Below are 20296 nucleotides of genomic sequence, written 5' to 3'. Positions count from 1 at the left end.
CGCCATCGACGTGGAAACCGACGATGACTCCATCGGCGGCCACTTCCTGCACCTGCTGCACGGCGAGAAGCCGCAGGATTCGTGGGTCAAGGCGATGCACACCTCGCTGATCCTGTACGCGGAGCACGAGTTCAACGCGTCCACGTTCGCCTGCCGCGTCATCGCCGGCACCGGCAGCGACATGTACAGCTGCATCACCGGCGGCATCGGCGCGCTGCGCGGCCCCAAGCATGGCGGTGCCAACGAAGTCGCCTTCGAAGTGCAGAAGCGCTATGACTCGCCCGACGATGCAGAAGCCGACATCAAGGCGCGCGTCGAGCGCAAGGAAGTGGTCATCGGCTTCGGCCACCCGGTCTACACCGTCAGCGATCCGCGCAACAATGTGATCAAGGACGTGGCGCGTGAGCTGTCGACCGAGCAGCAGAACCTGAAGATGTTCGACATCGCCGAGCGGCTGGAAACGGTGATGTGGGACATCAAGAAGATGTTCCCGAATCTGGACTGGTTCAGCGCGGTGAGCTACCACATGATGGGCGTGCCGACGGCGATGTTCACCCCGCTGTTCGTCATCGCACGCACCTCCGGCTGGAGCGCGCACATCATCGAGCAGCGCGTCGACGGCAAGATCATCCGGCCGAGCGCCAACTACACCGGGCCGGAAGACCAGGCCTTCGTGCCGATCGACCAGCGCAGGTAAGACCGACGTACCGCACCCGTTCGCGGGTGCCTTGCGGAACAGGCCGGCGCGATGCCGGTCTGCTCCGTTGCGGCGTCGCACCTCCTTTTTTGCCGGTGTCACGACGCCCCGGCCCGCCAACAAGCAGCTATCGCCAGCCATGAACAGCAACTACCGCAAGACCCTTCCCGGCACCTCGCTGGATTATTTCGATACCCGTGCCGCCATCGACGCGCTGCAGCCCGGCGCCTACGCCACGCTGCCGTACACCTCGCGCGTGCTGGCCGAGAACCTGGTGCGCCGCTGCGACCCGGCCACGCTGGACGCCTCGCTGCGCCAGCTGATCGAGCGCCGCCAGGACCTGGATTTCCCGTGGTATCCGGCGCGCGTGGTCTGCCATGACATTCTCGGCCAGACCGCGCTGGTCGATCTGGCCGGCCTGCGCGATGCCATCGCCGATGCCGGGGGTGACCCGGCCCAGATCAACCCGGTGGTACCGACCCAGCTGATCGTCGATCATTCGCTGGCGGTGGAGTACCCGGGCTTCGACAAGGCTGCCTTCGCGAAGAACCGCGCCGTCGAAGACCGTCGCAATGAGGACCGGTTCCACTTCATCAACTGGACCAAAAAGGCGTTCAAGAACGTCGACGTGATTCCGCCGGGCAACGGCATCATGCACCAGATCAATCTGGAGAAGATGTCGCCGGTGATCCAGGTGCGCGAGGGCGTGGCCTTCCCGGATACCTGCGTCGGCACCGACAGCCATACCCCGCATGTCGATGCGCTGGGCGTGATCGCGATCGGCGTGGGCGGCCTGGAAGCGGAGAACGTGATGCTCGGCCGCGCCTCGTGGATGCGCCTGCCCGACATCATCGGCGTGGAACTGACTGGCCGCCCGCAGCCCGGCATCACCTGCACCGACATCGTGCTGGCGTTGACCGAGTTCCTGCGCAGGGAGCGTGTGGTCGGCGCCTGGATCGAGTTCTACGGCGAGGGTGCAACGGCACTGACCATTGGCGACCGCGCCACCATCTCCAACATGACCCCGGAGTTCGGCGCCACCGCGGCGATGTTCTCCATCGACCAGCAGACCCTGGACTACCTGCGCCTGACCGGCCGCGAAGAAGCCCAGGTGCAGCTGGTGGAAACCTATGCCAAGGCCACCGGCCTGTGGTCGGACGATCTGGCCCAGGTCGAGTATCCGCGCGTGCTGCAGTTCGATCTGTCCAGCGTGGTTCGCAACATGGCGGGCCCGTCCAATCCGCACAAGCGCGTGGCGACCACCGACCTGGCCGCGCGCGGCATCGCCGATGAAGCCAAGCTGGCCTCGGGCAAGGTCGAGCAGGAACAGGGCCTGATGCCCGACGGCGCGGTGATCATCGCGGCCATCACCAGCTGCACCAACACCAGCAACCCGCGCAACGTGATTGCTGCTGCGCTGCTGGCGCGCAATGCAAACCGTGCCGGCCTGGCCCGCAAACCGTGGGTCAAGAGCTCGCTGGCGCCCGGTTCCAAAGCCGTGCAGCTGTACCTGGAGGAGGCCGGCCTGCTTGGCGACCTGGAGCAGATGGGCTTTGGAATCGTCGCCTTCGCCTGCACCACCTGCAACGGCATGAGCGGTGCGCTTGATCCGAAGATCCAGCAGGAAGTGATCGACCGCGACCTGTATGCCACGGCGGTGCTGTCGGGCAACCGCAACTTCGACGGCCGCATCCATCCGTACGCCAAGCAGGCGTTCCTGGCCTCGCCGCCGCTGGTGGTGGCCTACGCCATTGCCGGCACTGTGCGCTTCGACATTGAAAAGGATGCGCTCGGCCATGACGCCGATGGCAACCCGATCACGCTGAAGGACCTGTGGCCCAGCGATGCCGAGATCGACGCGGTGGTGGCCGCCAGCGTCAAGCCGGAACAGTTCCGCCAGGTCTACGACCCGATGTTCACCTTCAAGGTGGAGCACGGCGCGCCGATCAGCCCGCTGTATGACTGGCGTCCGCAGAGCACCTACATCCGCCGTCCGCCGTACTGGGAAGGCGCGCTGGCCGGCGAGCGTCCGCTGCGTGGCATGCGTCCGCTGGCGGTGCTGGGCGACAACATCACCACCGACCATCTGTCCCCGTCCAATGCGATCCTGGCCAGCAGTGCGGCCGGCGAGTACCTGGCGAAGATGGGCCTGCCGGAAGAGGACTTCAACTCCTACGCCACCCACCGTGGCGATCACCTCACCGCGCAGCGCGCCACCTTCGCCAACCCCAAGCTGATCAACGAGATGGTTGTGGTCGATGGGCAGGTGAAACAGGGCTCGCTGGCGCGCGTGGAGCCGGAGGGCGAGGTGACCCGCATGTGGGAAGCGATCGAAACCTACATGGCGCGCAAGCAGCCGCTGATCATCATCGCCGGTGCCGACTACGGCCAGGGCAGCTCGCGCGACTGGGCCGCCAAGGGCGTGCGCCTGGCCGGTGTGGAGGCCATCGTCGCCGAGGGTTTCGAGCGCATCCATCGCACCAACCTGATCGGGATGGGCGTGTTGCCGTTGGAGTTCAAGGAAGGCGTCAACCGCAGAACGCTGGGCATCGACGGCACTGAAACCTTCGATGTGATCGGCGAACGCGTGCCGCGTGCCGAGCTGACGCTGGTCATCCACCGCCGCAGCGGTGAGCAGCTCAATGTGCCGGTCACCTGCCGCCTGGACACGGCCGAGGAAGTGTCCATCTACGAAGCGGGCGGCGTGCTGCAGCGCTTCGCCCAGGACTTCCTGGAATCCTCGCAGGTCGCCTGATCCACCCGCCTCACGACGGCCCGGCGACGGGCCGTCTTCCTACCAGGACTTCTCATGGCGTTTCTTCCCCAGCTCCGTATTCCCGCCACCTACATGCGCGGTGGCACCAGCAAGGGCGTGTTCTTCCGCCTGCAGGATCTGCCCGTCGCCGCACAGACGCCGGGGGCGGACCGCGATGCGCTGCTGATGCGCGTGATCGGTTCGCCCGACCCCTATGGCAAGCACACCGACGGCATGGGCGGCGCCACCTCCAGCACCAGCAAGTGCGTGATCATTGCCGCGCCGTCGGTGCCTGACCACGACGTCGACTATCTGTATGGCCAGGTCTCGATCGATGCCGCGTTCGTTGACTGGAGCGGGAACTGCGGCAACCTCAGCACCGCGGTCGGCCCGTTTGCGATCAGCAACGGCTTCATCGATCCGGCGCGTGTGCCGCGCGACGGCATCTGCACGGTCCGCATCTGGCAGGCCAACATCGGCAAGACCATCCTGGCGCACGTACCGATGGCAGGGGGGGAAGTGCAGGAGACTGGCGATTTCGAGCTGGACGGGGTGACGTTCCCCGCGGCCGAGATCCAGCTCGAGTTTCTTGATCCGTCCGACGATGGCGAAGGCGATGGCGGATCGATGTTCCCGACCGGCAACCTGGTCGATATCCTCGATGTGCCCGGCGTGGGCCGCTTCGAGGTGACCATGATCACCGCCGGCATTCCCACCCTCTTCCTCAACGCGGCCGACCTGGGCTACACCGGCACCGAGCTGCAGCCGGCGATCAATGAGGACAAGGCCGCGCTGGCACGGTTCGAAGCGATCCGCGCGCACGGTGCGGTACGCATGGGCCTGATCGACAGCGTCGAGCAGGCGGCCACGCGCCAGCACACGCCCAAGGTCGCCTTCGTCGCACCCGCGCAGGACTACGTGTCCTCCAGCGGCAGGCGGATCGCGGCCGGCGACATCGATCTGCACGCGCGCGCGCTGTCGATGGGCAAGCTGCACCACGCGATGATGGGCACGGCCGCGGTCGCCATCGGCACTGCCGCGGCGATTCCCGGCACACTGGTCAACCGCGCCGCCGGCGGCGGCACGCGCGAGGCGGTCACCTTCGGCCATCCGTCCGGCACGCTGCGCGTGGGCGCCCAGGCGGCCTGCGTTGACGGCCAGTGGACAGTCACCAAGGCCATCATGAGCCGCAGTGCGCGCGTGCTGATGGAAGGTGCGGTGCGCGTCCCCGTGTAAATCGCATCGCCCACCCACGTCGAGCGGGGCTCCGCCCCGCTGCCACAGCAGGAGCGACACCATGTCCAGCGGCAGCCCCCCGTCCAATGAGCGCGTCGCCTGGGACGCGGTGATGACCGACATCGTCGACTACGTGCGCGAGTACCCGGTGGAATCGCCCCTTGCGTACACGACCGCGCGGCACTGCCTGATCGATACCCTGGGCTGCGGGCTGGCGGCGCTGTCGTTCCCGGCCTGCAGCAGACTGCTCGGGCCGCTGGCGCCGGGAACCCGGGTGGTCCACGGGGCCAGGGTGCCGGGTACCCGGTTCGAGCTGGACCCGGTGCAGGCCGCCTTCAACATCGGGGCAATGGTGCGCTGGCTGGATTTCAACGACACCTGGCTGGCCGCCGAGTGGGGCCATCCCTCGGACAATCTCGGCGGCATCCTGGCCACTGCCGACTGGCTCAGCCGCAATGCCGAGGCACTGCGTCGCCCTCCGTTGACCATGCGCGACGTGCTCGTGTCGATGATCAAGGCGCATGAAATCCAGGGCTGCCTCGCACTGGAAAATGCCTTCAACCGGGTCGGACTGGACCACGTGGTGCTGGTCAAGGTCGCCTCCACTGCCGTGGTCGCGCACCTGCTCGGGCTGGACCGCGAACGCATGCTCAACGCGGTGTCGCTGGCCTGGGTGGACGGACAGGCCCTGCGCACGTACCGGCATGCGCCGAACACCGGTTCACGCAAAAGCTGGGCGGCCGGCGACGCCACCAGCCGCGCGGTGCGCCTGGCGCTGATGGCGGCCACGGGCGAGATGGGCTATCCCAGTGCCCTGACCGCGCCGACGTGGGGGTTCTACGACGTGTCTTTCGGCGGGCAGCCATTCCGCTTCCAGCGTCCCTACGGCAGCTATGTGATGGAGAACGTGCTGTTCAAAATCAGCTACCCGGCCGAGTTCCACGGCCAGACGGCGGTGGAAGCGGCCATGCAGGTGCACGCCCGGATGCGGGCGGCCGGCAGGCGCAGTGAGGACATTGAGCGGATCACCCTGCGCACCCAGCAGGCCTGCCTGCGGATCATCGACAAGCCCGGGCCGCTGCACAATCCGGCCGACCGCGACCACTGCGTGCAGTACATGGTCGCCATCGCGCTGATCTTCGGCCGGCTGGTTGCCGAGGACTACGAGGACGACGTCGCCGCCGATCCACGCATCGACCCGCTGCGCGCGCGCATCGCCTGCGTGGAGGAGCCGCGCTTCACCGCCGACTACCTGGACCCGGACAAGCGCAGTATCGCCAACGCGCTGCACGTGACCTTCAAGGACGGCACCACGCTGGAGGAGACGGTCGAGTATCCGCTTGGCCACGCCCGCCGCCGCGCCGAAGGCATTCCGCTGCTGGAGGACAAATTCCGCCGGCACCTGGCCGGCCTCTTCCCGACGGTGCAGCAGCGCCGCATCCTGGACGCCTCGCTCGACCCGGTGGTGCTGGAGGCGATGCCCGTCCACGAGTACGTGGACCTTTACGTGGCGTAGTGCCCGGCGCTGCCCGGCAGGGGGGGCGGACAGCGGCGCCGGCAACCTGACCGCAAGGCTCGGTGCCTATAATGGCCTCCTTGATCAAGGAGTGACGTCATGGCTAGCCGCAGTCGGGTCGGGCAATGGGGCTGGAAGGGAATCGCGGGTCTGGCGCTTGCCGCCGGCCTGGTACTGGGCGTCGGGGGCTGCAAGCGCAACGACAGCGGCCAGCTGCCGGCCCCTTCCGGGGCGCCGATCGCGGCCAAGGCCGAGACCGTTGCCGGGTTTACTTTGGTGCGCGCCTTCCCGGACCAGAAGAGCGACGGCCTGTCGCTGGCGCTGGAGTTCTCGCGCCCGCTGGTCGGCACCCAGGACTTCGACACGCTGGTCCGCTTTGCCGAGAAAGTCGGCACCGACGAGAGCAGCTGGACCCTGTCCGATGACGGCAAGACCCTGCGCTACCCCTTCGTGGAGGCGGCCAAGGAGTACACCGTGATCGTCTCGCCGGACCTGCTCGCCGCCGACGGCAGCAGGATCGGCAAGGAGCTGCGACAGAAGGTGTTCAGCGGCGAACTGTCGCCGGCTGCCGGCTTCGCCTCGCAGGGCAGCGTGCTGCCCGCGCGCGACAGCCGTGGCCTGCCGGTGGTGTCGGTGAACGTGCCGGAAGTGGACGTCGAGTTCCTGCGCGTGCGCGAGAAAGAGCTGCCGAACTTCTTCAGCCAGTACCAGCGCGGCGGCCGCCGAGGCAGCTGGGAACTGGACAGCGAATACGGCGACAAGACCCCGATGTCCAAGCTGGCCGAGCCGGTGTACGTGAACCGTTTCGTGCTGGGCGGCAAGCAGAACGAGCGGGTGCTCACCTACCTGCCCACCCAGGACATCAAGGAACTGCAGGCCCCGGGTCTGTACTTTGCGGTGATGAAGCGCAGCGGCTCGTTCGACAGCGAGTTCGATACCGCGTTCTTCACGGTCAGTGACATCGGCCTGCACACGCGTGCCTACAAGGACACGCTGTTCGTCCATACCGCCTCCCTGCAGAGCGGCGCGTCGCTCAAGAAGATCGAACTGCGCGTGCTCGATGCCAAGGGTGAGGTGGTGCTCAAGGGCGCGACCGACGGCAATGGCAACGCGCTGCTGAAGTACACGCTGGATGCCAGCCACGTGCTGATCGCCAGCAGCGGCGGCGACACCACCATGCTGCCGTTCAACCAGCCGGCGCTGGACCTGAGCGAGTTCGCCGTCGCCGGGCGCGACAACGCCTGGTTCGACGTGTTCGCCTGGTCCGGCCGCGACCTCTACCGCCCCGGCGAGACGGTGCGCATTTCCGCGCTGCTGCGCGACAACGACGGCAAGCCCGTCGGCGGCCCGGGCAAGGCCGCCCAGCCGGTGTTCCTGCGGCTGAAGCAGCCGGACGGCAAGACCTTCCGCGAAACCCGGCTGCAGCCGGGCGAGCAGGGCTACATCAGCTTTGAACAGACCATTCCGGCCGAAGCGCCGACCGGGCGCTGGCAGGTGGAGTTCCGCACCAACCCCGCCAGCAAGGAAGCCATCCAGGGCATGACGCTGCGCATCGAGGAGTTCCTGCCCGAGCGCATGAAGCTGGACCTGGACAGCGCGCAGAAGACCCTCAAGCCGGGCGAACCGCTCAAGCTGATGGCCGACGCCGCCTACCTGTATGGCGCGCCGGCCGACGGCAACCGCTTCACCGCGCGGCTGGCGGTGGCCGCCGAACAGTCGCCGGTGGAATCGCTGCCCGGCTACTTCTTCGGCGACCCGACGATGGAACTGCCGCGCGAAGCGCGCGATGTGATCGACACCGAGTTCCCGGCCGACGGCAAACTGCGCCAGGACGTGGTGCTGCCGGCCGAGGTCAAGGCGACCGCCCCGGTGGCCGTGGTGGTGTCCGGCAGCGTGTACGAGACCGGTGGCCGCACCGTCACCCGCACCCTCAAGCGGGTGATGTGGCCGGCCCCGGTACTGGTTGGCGTGCGCCCGTTGTTCAAGCCCGAGGACGGCGCCGACGCCAACAGCAACGCGCGCTTCGAACTGATGCGCGTGGATGCGGCTGGCAAGGCACAGCCGGCCAAGGGCCTGAAAGCCACGCTGGTGCGCGAGCTGCGCGACTACCACTGGAGCTTCAACGACAACCGCTGGGACTACGACTTCACCCGCCGCTTCGAGAACAAGGAAACCCGCACCCTCGATGCCGGCACGGCCGCCACCACGGTCGATTTCCCGGTGGAGTGGGGCGAGTACCGGCTGGACGTGTTCGATCCGGCCACCGGCCTGACCAGCCGCTACCCGTTCCGTGCCGGCTGGAGCTGGAATGACGACAACCGCGGTCTGGATGCACGTCCCGACAAAGTCAAACTGGCCCTGGACAAGACCGCCTACAAGGCCGGTGACACCGTGCGCGTCACCGTCACCCCGCCGCACGCCGGCAAGGGTGTGCTGATGGTGGAAAGCGACAAGATGCTCTACGTGCAGGACATCGATGCCAAGCCGGGCAGCACCTTCGACATCCCGGTGACGGCGGAATGGGAACGCCACGACATCTACATCACCGCCCTGGTGTTCCGCGGCGGCAGTGCGCCGAGCAAGATCACCCCGGCCCGCGCGGTGGGGGTGGTGCATGTGCCGATGGACCGCAAGGCCCGACAGATCGCCGTGGGCCTGTCCGCGCCCAAGCAGATGCGTCCCGAGCAGACCCTGCCGGTGACCGTGAGCGCTCCGCAGCTGGCCGGCAAGGTCGCGCATGTCACCGTTTCGGCGGTGGATGTGGGCATCCTCAACATCACCCGCTTCCCGGTACCCGACGCCGCCGCGCACTTCTTCGCGCAGCGCCGCCTGGGCGTGGATGCTTACGACATCTACAGCCGTGTGATCGAAAGCTTCGACGGCGCCAGCGGCAAGCTGAAATTCGGCGGCGACATGGCGCTGGCGGCGATGCCACAGGCCAAGCGGCCCACCGCGCGCGTGCAGACCGTGGACCTGTTCTCCGGCCCGGTGAAGCTCGATGCCAAGGGTATTGCCCGGGTTGCGCTGAAGGTGCCGGACTTCAACGGTACCCTGCGCATCTCCGCGCTGGTGTATTCGGACGACCAGTACGGCAAGCGCGACATGGAAACCGTGGTGCGCGCGCCGATCCTGGCCGAGGCCAGCATGCCGCGCGTGCTCGCACCCGGCGATACCAGTACGGTGACCCTGGATGTGCAGAACTTCACCGGCAAGCCGGGCGAGTTCAAGGTGCAGGTCGATGGAATCGGGCCGCTGACGCTGGGCGAGCCGACCCGCGCGCTGACCCTGGCCGTCGATGCCAAGCGCACCTTGAGCTTCCCGCTCACCGCGCGCGAGGGCTATACGGTGGCCAAGGTGCGGGTGCGCGTGGACGGCAACGGTTTCAAGGTGGATCGTCGCTACGACCTGCCGGTGCGTGCCGCATGGCCGCAGGTACTGCGCGCGCAGACCCGCACGCTCGATCCGCTGGCGGCGGTGAGCATGGACGCCAGCCTGGCCGATGGCCTGATGAACGACTCGGTGACCGCGCGCATGCTGGTCAGCGCCTTGCCGCCGATTCCGTTCGCCAGTGCGCTCAACGGCGCACTCAACTACCCCTACGGCTGTGCCGAGCAGACCACCAGCAAGGGCTATGCGGCACTGATGCTGGATGAGGCCACCTCGGCCATGCTCGGCGCCGATGGCCTGGATGCCAAGACCCGCCGCGAGCGCATGGAAGGGGCGTTCGGCCGGCTGGCCTCGATGCAGGTGGCCAACGGCAACTTCTCGATGTGGGGCGACGACGGGTACGTCAATCCGTGGCTCACTCCGTACATCGCCGAGTTCCTGCTCGATGCCAAAGACGCGGGCTTTGCGGTACCGGACACGGTGCTGCAGAAGGCGCTCAACCGCCTCAGCGAGGACCTGCTGTCCGGCGGCAACCAGTTCTACGGCGAGGAGCGCCGCGAGAACCTGAAGTTTGCCAACCAGGCGTACTCGGGCTATGTGCTGGCCCGCGTCAACCGCGCTCCGCTGGGCACGCTGCGCGCGCTGTATGACAACGAGCGCAGCAAGTCGCTGACCGGGCTGTCGCTGGTTCACCTCGGCATCGCGCTGTCGCTGCAGGGCGACCACAAGCGCGGCGATGCCGCGATCGCGGCCGGCTTCGCCAAGAGCGCGGGTGACCGTCCGGCCTACTTCGGCGACTACGGCAGCGCCGTCCGCGACGACGCCCTGATGATCGCGCTGCTGCACGAGCGCAAGCTGTCCAAGCCGGCGTACGACGCGCGGGCCATCGACCTGGGCCGCGCGCTCGATGCACGCCGCAACAGCGGCTATATGTGGCTGAGCACGCAGGAACAGGTGGCGCTGGCGCGCATGGGCAAGGCGCTGGCGGCCAACCAGAAGAAGCTGGTGTCCGGTGAGCTGGCGATCGGCGGTGAGAGCGAGGCCATCTCCGCGCGCCGCATGTTCGGCCGCAGCGTCGACTACGCCGCACTGGCCAAGGGCGTGCGCTTCACCCCGCAGGGCGAGCCGCCGATGTTCGCCAGCCTGGAAGTGGCCGGCATCCCGCGCAACCCGCCCGAGCCGGACAGCCGTACGCTTGGCGTGGAGCGCAGCTGGTACACCACCGACGGCAAGCCGTGGACGCCGCGTGCGCTGAAGGAGGGCGAGGCGCTGATCGTGCGGGTCAGCGTGACCCCGAACGTGGACATGCCCGACGCGCTGCTCACCGACCTGCTGCCGGCCGGCCTGGAGATCGAGAACTTCAACCTGGGCGATGCCAAGCAGTGGGCCGACGTGGTGGTCGACGGGCTGAGCGTGAACGACCGCGGCGATGCGGCCAACGTCAAGCATGAGGAGTTCCGCGATGACCGCTATGTGGCCGCGCTCAAACTCTCGCGTGGCAGCACGGCCAAGGTGTTCTACCTGGTGCGTGCGGTCACCCCGGGCACCTACCGCGTGCCGCCGCCGCTGGTGGAGGACATGTACCGTCCCGACCTGCGCGGCGTGGGCCGCAGCAACCCGACCACGCTGACCGTGGTGCAGCCATAGCCACTGGCCGGGTCGCCGCCCGCGCGGCGGCCCGGCGGTCCGTGTCGTTGATGCCATGACCTTTTCCTTCCTTTCCCGTCTGCGCCGCCAGTTGCGGCCGCTGTGGCCGTGGCTGCGCTGGGGCACGGCGGGCGCGCTGGCACTGCTGCTGGCGCTGGACCTGGCGTTCCCGCCGCCGCTGCCACGCCAGCGCGATACCAGCACACTGGTGGTCGCGCGTGACGGGACGCCGCTGCGTGCCTTCGCCGACGCCGAAGGCGTGTGGCGCTATCCGGCCTCCGCCGACAGTGTGTCGCCGCTGTACCTGCAGGCGCTGCTCGGTTACGAGGACCGCTGGTTCTGGCGCCATCCCGGCGTCAACCCGTGGGCGATGCTGCGCGCCGGCAGGCAATGGGTGGTCGAGCGCCGGATCGTCTCCGGCGGTTCCACTCTCACCATGCAGGTGGCGCGCATCCTCGACCCGCATACCCGTACCCCGTGGGGCAAGGCCAAGCAGCTGCTGCGCGCGGTGCAGCTGGAGGTGCACCTGAGCAAGGCGCAGATCCTGGCGCTGTACCTGGAGCGCGCACCTTACGGCGGCACCATCGAAGGCGTCGAAGCGGCGAGCTGGGCCTACCTGGGCAAGCCGGCCTCGGCGCTGTCGCATGCCGAGGCGGCGCTGCTCGCGGTGCTGCCGCAGTCGCCCAGCCGGCTGCGGCCGGACCGCCATCCCGAGGCGGCGCAGGCTGCACGCGACAAGGTCCTCACGCGCATGGCCGACCTCGGCGTGTGGTCGCGTGAGGAGGTGGACGATGCGCGGATCGAGCCGGTGGTGACCCGCGCGCTGCAGCCGCCGCTGCACGCCGCCTTGCTCGCGCAGCGGCTGCGGTCGGCGCAGCCGCGCTCGGCGCGGATCCAGAGCACGCTGGACATCGGCCTGCAGCGCACGCTCGAAGAACGCGTGTCCTCCTATTTCTCGCAGCTGCCCGAGCGCACCTCGGCGGCATTGCTGGTGGTCGACAACCGCACCCTCGAAGCGCGCGCCTACGTCGGTTCGGTGGCATTCGGCGACAAACAACGGCTCGGCCACGTGGACATGGTGGCGGCCTGGCGTTCGCCCGGCTCCACGCTCAAACCGTTCCTGTACGGAATGGCGCTGGACGATGGGCTGATCCACTCCGAAAGCCTGATGGTCGATGCGCCGCAGGGCTTCGGCGGCTACCGTCCGGGCAACTTCGATGCCGCCTTCAACGGCCCGGTCAGTTCGGCTACCGCACTGCGGCTGTCACTGAACGTGCCCGCCGTGGACCTGCTGGACCGGGTGGGGCCGGCGCGCTTTGCCGCGCGGCTGTCGCATGCCGGCATCACCCTGCGCTTTCCACGCGGCAGCAGCCCGAACCTGTCGCTGATCCTGGGCGGCACCGGCGCACGGCTGGAAGACCTGGTGGGCGCGTTCGCCGCTTTCAACCGCAATGGCATCGCCGGGCGGGTGCGCTACACCGCCGACGATGCGGTGATCGAGCGGCGGCTGATGTCGCCGGGCGCGGCGTGGATCACCCGCGAGGTGCTTGAATCCAATCCGCGCCCTGGCTACGGCACCGGCACCTTCGATGTCACCGGCCGGCCGCGCGTGGCCTGGAAGACCGGCACCAGCTATGGCTACCGCGACGCGTGGGCGATTGGCAGCACGCGGCACTACACGGTGGGCGTGTGGGTCGGGCGGCCTGACGGCACCCCGCTGCCCGGCCAGTACGGCGCGGTCACCGCGTTGCCGCTTATGTTCGAAGTGATCGACAGCCTGCCGCGCCAGAGCGGCGATGCCAGCGCGGCGCCGATGCCGGCCAGCGTGACCCGCACCGACATCTGCTGGCCGACCGGTGAGCTGGCGGACGGTACGCCGCCTGACCTGTGCCAGCGTCGCCTGCAGGCGTTCGTGCTGGACGGGGTGGTGCCGCCGACGTTTGCCGAGCGTGATGCGCGGCTCTGGCAACCCGGGCGGCAGCGCTTCGAGGTGGACGCGCGCACCGGCCTGCGGCTGTCGCCTGACTGCAGCGCACCGCATGTGGCCGAAGCGCGCGAGATCGCCCGCTGGCCGGCGCTGGTATCGCCGTGGCTGCCGTTGGCGCAGCGCCGCGCCGCGCAGTTGCCCGCGCTGTCCCCGGACTGCCGCGACGACGGCCGGCAGAGCGGCGGCAGCCTGCACATCGAAGGGCTCAACGACCGTGCGACGTTGGCACGGGCACCCAACGCCGAGCACGGTGTGCGCCTGCAGCTGCGTGCGCTCGGGACAGATGGCAGCATCGACTGGCTGCTGGATGACCGCTGGATCGCGCGCACCGAAGGCGCGCGCCTGTTCCAGCGGGATTTTGACGACGTCGGCGACCACACCCTGACCACACTCGCCACGGATGGCGCCTGGACCCAGGTGCGCTTCCGCATCCTGCGCTGAGCGCAGCGCAGGTGGGTGTCGGCCGCCGGCCGGCCGCCAGTGCTACTCGCCGATCCAGCCTTCCAGCAGGTCGGCGAATTCGTCAGCGTGCTCCTCTTCCTGCGCCAGGATCTCTTCCAGGATGCGCTTGGTCGTGGTGTCCTTGTCGCCGACGAAGTTGATCATCTCGCGATAGCTGTCGATCGCGATGCGCTCGGCGATCAGGTTCTCACGGACCATGTCGCGCAGATCGGTGCCTTCCTTGTACTCGGCGTGCGAGCGCGCGGTCAGCGTGTCCGGATTGAGGTCCGGTTCCCCGCCCAGCTGCACGATGCGCTCGGCCAGCTTGCCGGCATGCGCCTGCTCCTGCTGGGCATGTTCAAGGAACTCGGCCTTCACCGCATCGGCGAGCATGCCCTTGGCCATGAAGTAGTGGCGGTAGTAGCGCAGCACGCACACATATTCGGTGGCCAGGGCGTCGTTGAGCAGCTTGATCACCGCCTTGCGGTCGGCGCTGTAGGTGTCGGTGATGGCGCCGTCTTCGATGTCCTTGCGCGCACGCGCACGCAGGGTGGCGGTGTCGCTGATGCCGGCCGGACGTCGGGTGCCGGCGGCGGAAGAAGGGGCGGGGCGGGCATTCTTGGCTGGCTTTGACATGGCTGGCCGGGTTCCTCTGTTGCGTGGGTTCAGCGGGAAAGGTGCTCCAGCACGTACTGCGCGGAGGACACCTCGAATGTGCCGGGTTCTTCGATGAAGGTCTGGCGCACGACGCCGTCTTCGACGTACAGCGCGAAGCGGCGCGAGCGCAGGCCCATGCAGGAACTGCTGGCGTCCATCTCCAGACCCAGGGCGCGGGTGAATTCGCCGTTGCCGTCCGACAGCATCTGCAGGCCATCGGGGACCTGTTGGCTTTCGCCCCAGGCCTTCATCACGAACGGGTCGTTGACGGCCATGCAGAACACATCGATGCCGAGGTGGCGGAAATCGGCGAAGTGCTCGATGTAGCCGGGCAGGTGGCGGGCCGAGCAGGTGGGCGTGAAGGCCCCCGGCACGGCAAACAGCACCGCCTTGCGCCCGTCGAACAGGGCGTGGGTGTCGATGGTCTCCATGCCCTCGCGGATGCGCTTGAGGGTCACTTCGGGGATGCGATCGCCTACGTGGATGGTCATGCGGGCTCCTTGTACAGCGGCAGGGTAGGGCGGGCGATGGGAGGGCGGCGTCAAAACGTTGAAAACGCGCTGTCCAGCCCCATTCTGGCCCTCGTCGATGGCGCTGGCATTGCGCAGGATCAAGCCGCGGGCCCGGGGGTGACGGGCGGAAGCGTCGCCAACCGCTAGAATTGGCCGGACGGTGCCCGCCTGCGTGGGCGACCGAACTTATTCGAGGTGTCTGGATGGAATTCAAGGATTATTACGCCACGCTCGGTGTGGAACCGACCGCGGGCGACGCGGAGATCAAGACCGCCTACCGGCGGCTGGCGCGCAAGTACCACCCCGACGTCAGCAAGGAGGCCGGCGCGGAAGAGAAGTTCAAGGCCGTCAACGAGGCCTATGAGGCCCTGCGCGACCCGCAGAAGCGCGCCGCCTACGACCAGCTCAAGGCGCAGGGCTATCGCCCGGGCGAGGAGTTCCACGCACCGCCGAACTATGGCGGTGGCCAGGGCTTTGATTTCGAGGAGGTGTTCGGCGGTGGCGCCGGCGGTGGCGGGTTCAGCGACTTCTTCGAAAGCCTGTTCGCGCGCCAGCGCGGCGGTGGCGGTGGCGGGCGCTCCAGCGGTTTCGCCGGCGCCGGCGCTGGCCAGCAGCCGCTGCGCGACACCCGCGCCAAACTCTCCGTGCCGCTGGAAGCGGCTTATGCCGGCGACTCGCTGCGCATCAACGTCAACGGCCGCCAGCTGGACGTGCGCGTCCCCAAGGGCATCCGTCCCGGCCAGGTGATCCGTCTGACCGGGCAGGGCAACGGCGGTGGCAACCTGCTGCTGGAAGTGGAGTACGCCGAACATCCGCAGTTCGAGGTGGACGGACGCAACGTGCTCTACACCCTGCAGGTGACGCCGTGGCAGGCGGCGCTGGGCACCAGCATCAGCGTCCCGACGCTGGGCGGTGCGGTGGAACTGAAGGTGCCGGCCGATTCGGATGCGGGGCGCAAGCTGCGCCTGCGTGGCCGCGGCCTGCCCGGCACGCCGGACGGGGACCAGATCGTGGAACTGGAGATCGTCGCGCCGGCCCCGACCGAAGAAGCGCAGAAAAAGGCCTACAAGGCGCTGGCCAAGGCCTTCGGCGAGAAGATCTGAACGACGCCCGGTGGGTGCCGACCGCAGGTCGGCACGCGGGTCAAAGGGCCGGCGGTTCCTGGCTGCTGAACACCCGCTCCAGCACCTCGGACAGCTCGTCCTCGGAGAACGGCTTGGTGATGTAGGCCTTGGCGCCCTGCCGCATGCCCCACATGCGGTCGGTGTCCTGGTCCTTGGTGGTCACCAGGATCACCGGGATATGCTTGGTGGCCGCATCGCGCGACAGCGTGCGGGTCGCCTGGAAGCCGTTGAGGTTGGGCATCACCACGTCCATCAGGACCAGGTCGGGCAGTTCGGCCTTGGCCGCTTCCACACCGGCCGCACCATCGGTGGCGGTCAGGATCTCGTGACCGAGCTTCTCGACGATGCGCTGTATCCCCAACAGCTGCGACGGTGAATCGTCGACGATCAGAATGCGTGCCATGTTGTTCCCCATGTGATGCGCGCAGTGTAGTGCGCGCCTCGCATCGGCGTGAAGCATCCGGCGCACCGTCCGTCGCCCGGCTGGCGCGCTCAGTCGATTCGTACCACCGTACGCCCGTGCCCTCCGCCGGCCAGGAGCCGTTCGAACACCCCAGGCAGGCCGTCCAGGCCCACTTCGCCGGTGCAGATGCGCTCCAGGTGGCGCGGCCGCCACTCGCTGCCGAGCTTGTCCCACACCTTCTCGCGCAGCACCCGCGGCGCGCTGGAGGAGGACACGCCCAGCAGCGACACGCCGCGGATGATGAAGGGCATCACCGTCATGTCCAGCGCAGGGCTGGCGGCGAGTCCGGCACTGACCACGCTGCCGTACGGCGCGGTCTGCGCCAGCAGGCTGGCCAGCATCGGCCCGCCGGCGTTGTCCAGGCCGCCACCGAAGCGCGCCGATTCCATCGGCCGGGTGGTGGCCAGCGCCTCGCGCGGCAGCACCTCACGCGCCCCCAGGCCGCGCAGGTAGTCGGCCTGCCCGGCCTTGCCGCTGATGGCATGCACCTCGAATCCGGCCTGGCTGAAGATGTCCACCGCCAGCGAGCCCACGCCGCCGGTGGCGCCGGTGACCGCCAGCGGCCCCAGTTCGGGCGTCAGCCGGTTGTCGAGCATGCGCAGCAGCGCCAGCGCGGCAGTGAAACCGGCCGTGCCCAGGATCATCGCCTCGCGCGGGGTCAGCCCGGCCGGCTGGGCGATCACCGCGCTGGAGGCCAGCCGGACATACTGGCTGTAGCCGCCATCGCGGGTCTCGCTCAGCCCGCAGCCGGTGGCCAGCACCGCATCGCCTTCGCGCCAGGCCGGGTCGGTGGAGGCGACCACCGTGCCGGCCACATCGATCCCGCCCACCAGCGGAAAGCGTCGCAGGATCCGCCCCGTGCCGGTGCCGGCCAGGGCATCCTTGTAGTTGACCGAGGACCAGCCGGCCCGGATCACCACCTCGCCGGGCGCCAGGTCGTCCAGTCCGATCTGCTCCATCCCGGCCCGATGGCCGCCGTCGGCGGCCTGGTGGATGCGGAATGCGTCGAAGGGGGCGGAAGGGAGCATGGCCGGGACCTGGCGGGGAAGGGAGGCACACACCTTACCCGCTGGCAGCGGGGGCGGGGCCGGTGCAAGGCTGCATGAATCGCATCCCGCGCCACCTTCCCCCTTCCAATCCTGCCGGTCAGCCCCATCTAGTAGAATCGGATGAGATACACCGGTTGACGTTGCGGGAGTGGCCCGCAGGCAGCCTTACCTTGATGGAGCGTGCATGGCCTGGAATACACCCGGCGGCAACAAGGGCGGACAAGGCCCCGACGATAATCGACGCGGGCCGTTCAAGCCGCGCGGCGGCGGCAATGGCGGTGGTTGGGGCGGATTGCCCGGACCGCTGAAGGAGATGTTCGATGGGAACATCCTGCGCTGGGTCGCGGTGGCGGTGGTGCTGCTGCTGCTGTTCTCCAGTTTCCAGCTGATCGGCGAACAGCAACGTGGCGTGGTGCTGCGTTTCGGCCAGTTCTCGCGGATCCTGGGGCCTGGCCCGAACTTCAAGCTGCCGTGGCCGATCGAATCGGTGACCAAGGTCAATGCCACCCAGATCAAGACCTTCAGCAGCCAGGTGCCGGTGCTGACCCGTGACGAGAACATCGTCAACGTCTCGGTCAACGTGCAGTACCGCATCGCCGATCCGCAGAAGTACCTGTTCGGTTCGGTCTCGGCCGACCAGGTGCTGGAGCAGTCGGCGCAGAGCGCGGTGCGCGAGCAGGTGGGCCGTGCCGACCTCAATACCGTGCTGAACAACCGCGGCCCGCTGGCCGTGGTCGCCGAAGAGCGTCTGCAGTCGGCGCTGAAGGCCTACCAGACCGGCCTGGTCGTGACCGGGCTGACCCTGCCCGACGCGCGCCCGCCGGAAGAAGTGAAGCCGGCGTTCGACGAGGTCAACGGCGCGCAGCAGGTCAAGGAACGCCTGATCAACGAAGCCCAGGCCTATGCGGCCAAGGTCGTGCCCGAAGCGCGCGGCCAGGCCTCGCGTGCCCGCACCACCGCCGAAGGCTACAAGCAGGCGGTGGTGTCCAAGGCGCAGGGTGATGCCGACCGCTTCAGCCTGCTGCAGGTGCAGTACAAGGACGCCCCGGAAGTCACCCGCAAGCGGCTGTGGCTGGAAACGGTGGAGCAGGTGCTCTCGCAGAACCGCAAGATCATCGGTGGCGATGGCCGCCAGCTGATCTACGTGCCGATGCCGGGTGATGCCCGCGCCGGTGCCGCCGGCGCCGCCCCGGCGGTGACCCCGGAAGTGATGCTGCCGTCGTTGCCGGCCAGCACGCCGGTGGATGGGGCGCGCGATGCCGAGCGCCCGACCACCCGACCCACCGGACGACCGACCGGTCGTGAAGGAGCCAGCCGATGAAGAGTTCACTGTGGATCGGGTTGGCCGTGGCCGCCCTGCTGGGCCTGTTGGGGTCGGTGTACGTGGTCCGTGAGGACCAGACCGCGATGGTGTTGAACCTGGGCAAGGTGGTCCGTGCGGACATCAAGCCGGGCCTGCACTTCAAGGTGCCGCTGGTGGAATCGGTACGCGTGTTCGACCGCCGCTTCCAGGTGCTGGACACCGCGCCGGCGCGTTACTTCACCGCCGAGCAGAAGGACGTCAGCGTCGACTTCTTCGCCATCGGCCGCATTTCCGACGTGCGCAACTACTACCGCGCCACCGGTGGCGATGCCGCCCTGGCCAATGCGCGCCTGGCACCGATCATCACCGACTCGCTGCGCAACCAGATCAACTCGCGCACCCTGCAGCAGCTGGTGTCGGGTGATCGCAGCGAACTGATCGCCAACCAGTTGACCGGCATCAACAAGGCGGTCAAGGAACTGGGCATGGAAATCATCGACCTGCGCATCAAGCAGATCGACCTGCCCACCGACAGCCAGGTGATCAACGATGTGTACGAGCGCATGCGCGCCCAGCGCAAGCAGGAAGCGGCCAAGCTGCGCGCCGAGGGTGAGGAGCAGTCGCTGACCATCCGTGCCCAGGCCGACCGCGACAGCACCGTGCTGGTGGCCGAAGCCGAGCGCGATGCCCAGCAGCTGCGCGGTGCCGGTGACGCCGAAGCCGCCCGCATCTACGGCAAGGCCGGTTCGGCCGACCCGTCGTTCTACGCCTTCTACCGCAGCCTGGAGGCCTACCGCGGCTCCATGACCGACGGCAATGGCGTGATCGTGCTCGACAAGAACGATCCGTTCCTGCAGTACCTCAAGAGCGATCGCTGAGGCCGCAGACGGCAGTAGCCCACGGGGACCCGGTGCAGACCGGGTCCCCGTTTCATTTGTGATGGTGTGGAGTTCTTCATGAAAGACCTGTTCTCGGCGCTGTGCCTGGTGGCCGTGTTCGAAGGCCTGTTCCTGTTCGTCGCGCCCCGTGCCTGGAAGCGCATGGCCGAGCAGCTGCTGATGCTGCGCAGCAGCGCCCTGCGGACCTGGGGCGGGGTGATCCTGCTGGCCGGCCTCACCACGCTGTGGTGGCTGAAGCATTGAGACGGCCCGGCCCCCGGATGGCGGGCCTGACCGGACGGTGAAGCCGCGTGCCGCCGGGGTGGCACCGGACCCCGGAAACCCGGATAATGCACAAAAGCCGGACGGGCCTCCCCGTTCGGCTTTTTCTGTGTCTGGGCCTTCCATCGCCGGCCGCTCCCCGTTTGGAGCCGCCATCACCGCGCTGGCCAGCCCCGCCACGGTCTACCCGTCCGCGGCCCCGATGGCCGCAACACATTGAGGAGCCCGTCATGGGTCAGTCTGTCGTAGTGCTTGGTGCCCAGTGGGGCGATGAAGGCAAAGGCAAGATCGTCGATCTGCTCACCGAGGAAATCGGCGCCGTCGTGCGCTTCCAGGGCGGTCACAATGCCGGCCACACCCTG

General features: G+C 68.2%; 15 protein-coding genes. 11 read left to right on the top strand and 4 right to left on the bottom strand.

What is annotated here, in order from left to right; genetic code table 11:
- The 6 genes from ACPEH1_RS19045 to pbpC form a co-directional block, all read left to right on the top strand.
- Positions 1-697: citrate/2-methylcitrate synthase (locus ACPEH1_RS19045; protein WP_423716215.1), on the top strand; the 697-nt coding region annotated here is incomplete at its 5' end.
- A 139-nt stretch (positions 698-836) separates the two neighbouring features.
- Positions 837-3452: a Fe/S-dependent 2-methylisocitrate dehydratase AcnD gene (acnD, locus tag ACPEH1_RS19040; RefSeq protein WP_017355920.1), complete on the top strand. Its 2616-nt coding sequence runs from the start codon at positions 837-839 to the stop codon at positions 3450-3452.
- A 54-nt stretch (positions 3453-3506) separates the two neighbouring features.
- Complete coding sequence (gene prpF / locus ACPEH1_RS19035; protein ID WP_423716214.1) at positions 3507-4688, top strand: 2-methylaconitate cis-trans isomerase PrpF; 1182 nt, start codon at positions 3507-3509, stop codon at positions 4686-4688.
- 61 nt (positions 4689-4749) lie between these two features.
- Positions 4750-6204 (top strand): bifunctional 2-methylcitrate dehydratase/aconitate hydratase, encoded by a 1455-nt coding sequence (locus tag ACPEH1_RS19030; protein WP_017355918.1) that lies wholly within the window; start codon positions 4750-4752, stop codon positions 6202-6204.
- A 99-nt stretch (positions 6205-6303) separates the two neighbouring features.
- Positions 6304-11238 carry an alpha-2-macroglobulin family protein gene (locus tag ACPEH1_RS19025; RefSeq protein ID WP_423716213.1) on the top strand — a complete coding sequence of 1645 codons (4935 nt, stop codon included), beginning with the start codon at positions 6304-6306 and terminating at the stop codon, positions 11236-11238.
- A gap of 55 nt (positions 11239-11293) precedes the next feature.
- Complete coding sequence (gene pbpC, locus ACPEH1_RS19020) at positions 11294-13666, top strand: penicillin-binding protein 1C (protein WP_423716212.1); 2373 nt, start codon at positions 11294-11296, stop codon at positions 13664-13666.
- A gap of 42 nt (positions 13667-13708) precedes the next feature.
- Here the strand turns inward: pbpC and ACPEH1_RS19015 are convergent, their stop codons facing one another.
- Together ACPEH1_RS19015 and ACPEH1_RS19010 are read right to left on the bottom strand one after the other, a co-directional pair.
- Positions 13709-14302, bottom strand: a complete 594-nt coding sequence (locus ACPEH1_RS19015) for a ferritin-like domain-containing protein (protein WP_153164641.1) — start codon at positions 14300-14302, stop codon at positions 13709-13711.
- A 29-nt stretch (positions 14303-14331) separates the two neighbouring features.
- The gene (locus tag ACPEH1_RS19010) at positions 14332-14814 is read right to left on the bottom strand and encodes a peroxiredoxin (protein ID WP_017356157.1); all 483 of its coding nucleotides are present in this window, start codon (positions 14812-14814) and stop codon (positions 14332-14334) included.
- Positions 14815-15038: 224 nt separating this feature from the next.
- Here ACPEH1_RS19010 and ACPEH1_RS19005 point away from each other — a divergent pair, with 224 nt between their 5' ends.
- A complete protein-coding gene (locus ACPEH1_RS19005; RefSeq protein ID WP_423716211.1) occupies positions 15039-15938 on the top strand; it encodes a DnaJ C-terminal domain-containing protein in 900 nt (299 codons plus the stop codon).
- A 40-nt stretch (positions 15939-15978) separates the two neighbouring features.
- On the opposite strand, the gene pilH is transcribed toward ACPEH1_RS19005, so the two are convergent.
- Together pilH and ACPEH1_RS18995 are read right to left on the bottom strand one after the other, a co-directional pair.
- On the bottom strand, positions 15979-16362 hold the full coding sequence (pilH, locus tag ACPEH1_RS19000; RefSeq protein WP_026070786.1) for a twitching motility response regulator PilH: 384 nt from the start codon (positions 16360-16362) through the stop codon (positions 15979-15981).
- A gap of 89 nt (positions 16363-16451) precedes the next feature.
- Positions 16452-17450, bottom strand: a complete 999-nt coding sequence (locus tag ACPEH1_RS18995) for a YhdH/YhfP family quinone oxidoreductase (protein WP_136003097.1) — start codon at positions 17448-17450, stop codon at positions 16452-16454.
- A gap of 205 nt (positions 17451-17655) precedes the next feature.
- Between ACPEH1_RS18995 and hflK the strand changes: the two genes are divergently transcribed.
- The 4 genes from hflK to ACPEH1_RS18975 all read left to right on the top strand — a co-directional run.
- Positions 17656-18792: an FtsH protease activity modulator HflK gene (gene hflK / locus ACPEH1_RS18990; protein WP_136003098.1), complete on the top strand. Its 1137-nt coding sequence runs from the start codon at positions 17656-17658 to the stop codon at positions 18790-18792.
- Positions 18789-19652, top strand: coding sequence for a protease modulator HflC (gene hflC, locus ACPEH1_RS18985; RefSeq protein WP_017354822.1), 864 nt, complete (start codon positions 18789-18791; stop codon positions 19650-19652). Before hflK ends, hflC begins: the two co-directional genes overlap by 4 nt.
- Positions 19653-19730: 78 nt before the next feature.
- Complete coding sequence (locus tag ACPEH1_RS18980) at positions 19731-19916, top strand: DUF2065 domain-containing protein (protein ID WP_026070572.1); 186 nt, start codon at positions 19731-19733, stop codon at positions 19914-19916.
- A gap of 86 nt (positions 19917-20002) precedes the next feature.
- On the top strand, positions 20003-20296 hold a 294-nt coding region (locus ACPEH1_RS18975), incomplete at its 3' end, for an adenylosuccinate synthetase (protein WP_423716210.1).

It is taken from the genome of Stenotrophomonas sp. NPDC077421, assembly GCF_049545505.1.
Taxonomy (GTDB): Bacteria; Pseudomonadota; Gammaproteobacteria; order Xanthomonadales; family Xanthomonadaceae; genus Stenotrophomonas; species Stenotrophomonas nematodicola.
This window is presented reverse-complemented; position numbering and strand designations above follow the sequence as displayed.

Coding starts and splice junctions, on each gene's coding strand:
- ACPEH1_RS18995 (WP_136003097.1), bottom strand. CDS start 17,450: ATGCTCCCTTCCGCCCCCTTCGACGCATTCCGCATCCACCAGGCCGCC.
- hflK (WP_136003098.1), top strand. CDS start 17,656: ATGGCCTGGAATACACCCGGCGGCAACAAGGGCGGACAAGGCCCCGAC.
- ACPEH1_RS19025 (WP_423716213.1), top strand. CDS start 6,304: ATGGCTAGCCGCAGTCGGGTCGGGCAATGGGGCTGGAAGGGAATCGCG.
- ACPEH1_RS19030 (WP_017355918.1), top strand. CDS start 4,750: ATGTCCAGCGGCAGCCCCCCGTCCAATGAGCGCGTCGCCTGGGACGCG.
- hflC (WP_017354822.1), top strand. CDS start 18,789: ATGAAGAGTTCACTGTGGATCGGGTTGGCCGTGGCCGCCCTGCTGGGC.
- ACPEH1_RS19015 (WP_153164641.1), bottom strand. CDS start 14,302: ATGTCAAAGCCAGCCAAGAATGCCCGCCCCGCCCCTTCTTCCGCCGCC.
- acnD (WP_017355920.1), top strand. CDS start 837: ATGAACAGCAACTACCGCAAGACCCTTCCCGGCACCTCGCTGGATTAT.
- ACPEH1_RS18980 (WP_026070572.1), top strand. CDS start 19,731: ATGAAAGACCTGTTCTCGGCGCTGTGCCTGGTGGCCGTGTTCGAAGGC.
- prpF (WP_423716214.1), top strand. CDS start 3,507: ATGGCGTTTCTTCCCCAGCTCCGTATTCCCGCCACCTACATGCGCGGT.
- ACPEH1_RS19005 (WP_423716211.1), top strand. CDS start 15,039: ATGGAATTCAAGGATTATTACGCCACGCTCGGTGTGGAACCGACCGCG.
- pbpC (WP_423716212.1), top strand. CDS start 11,294: ATGACCTTTTCCTTCCTTTCCCGTCTGCGCCGCCAGTTGCGGCCGCTG.
- pilH (WP_026070786.1), bottom strand. CDS start 16,362: ATGGCACGCATTCTGATCGTCGACGATTCACCGTCGCAGCTGTTGGGG.
- ACPEH1_RS19010 (WP_017356157.1), bottom strand. CDS start 14,814: ATGACCATCCACGTAGGCGATCGCATCCCCGAAGTGACCCTCAAGCGC.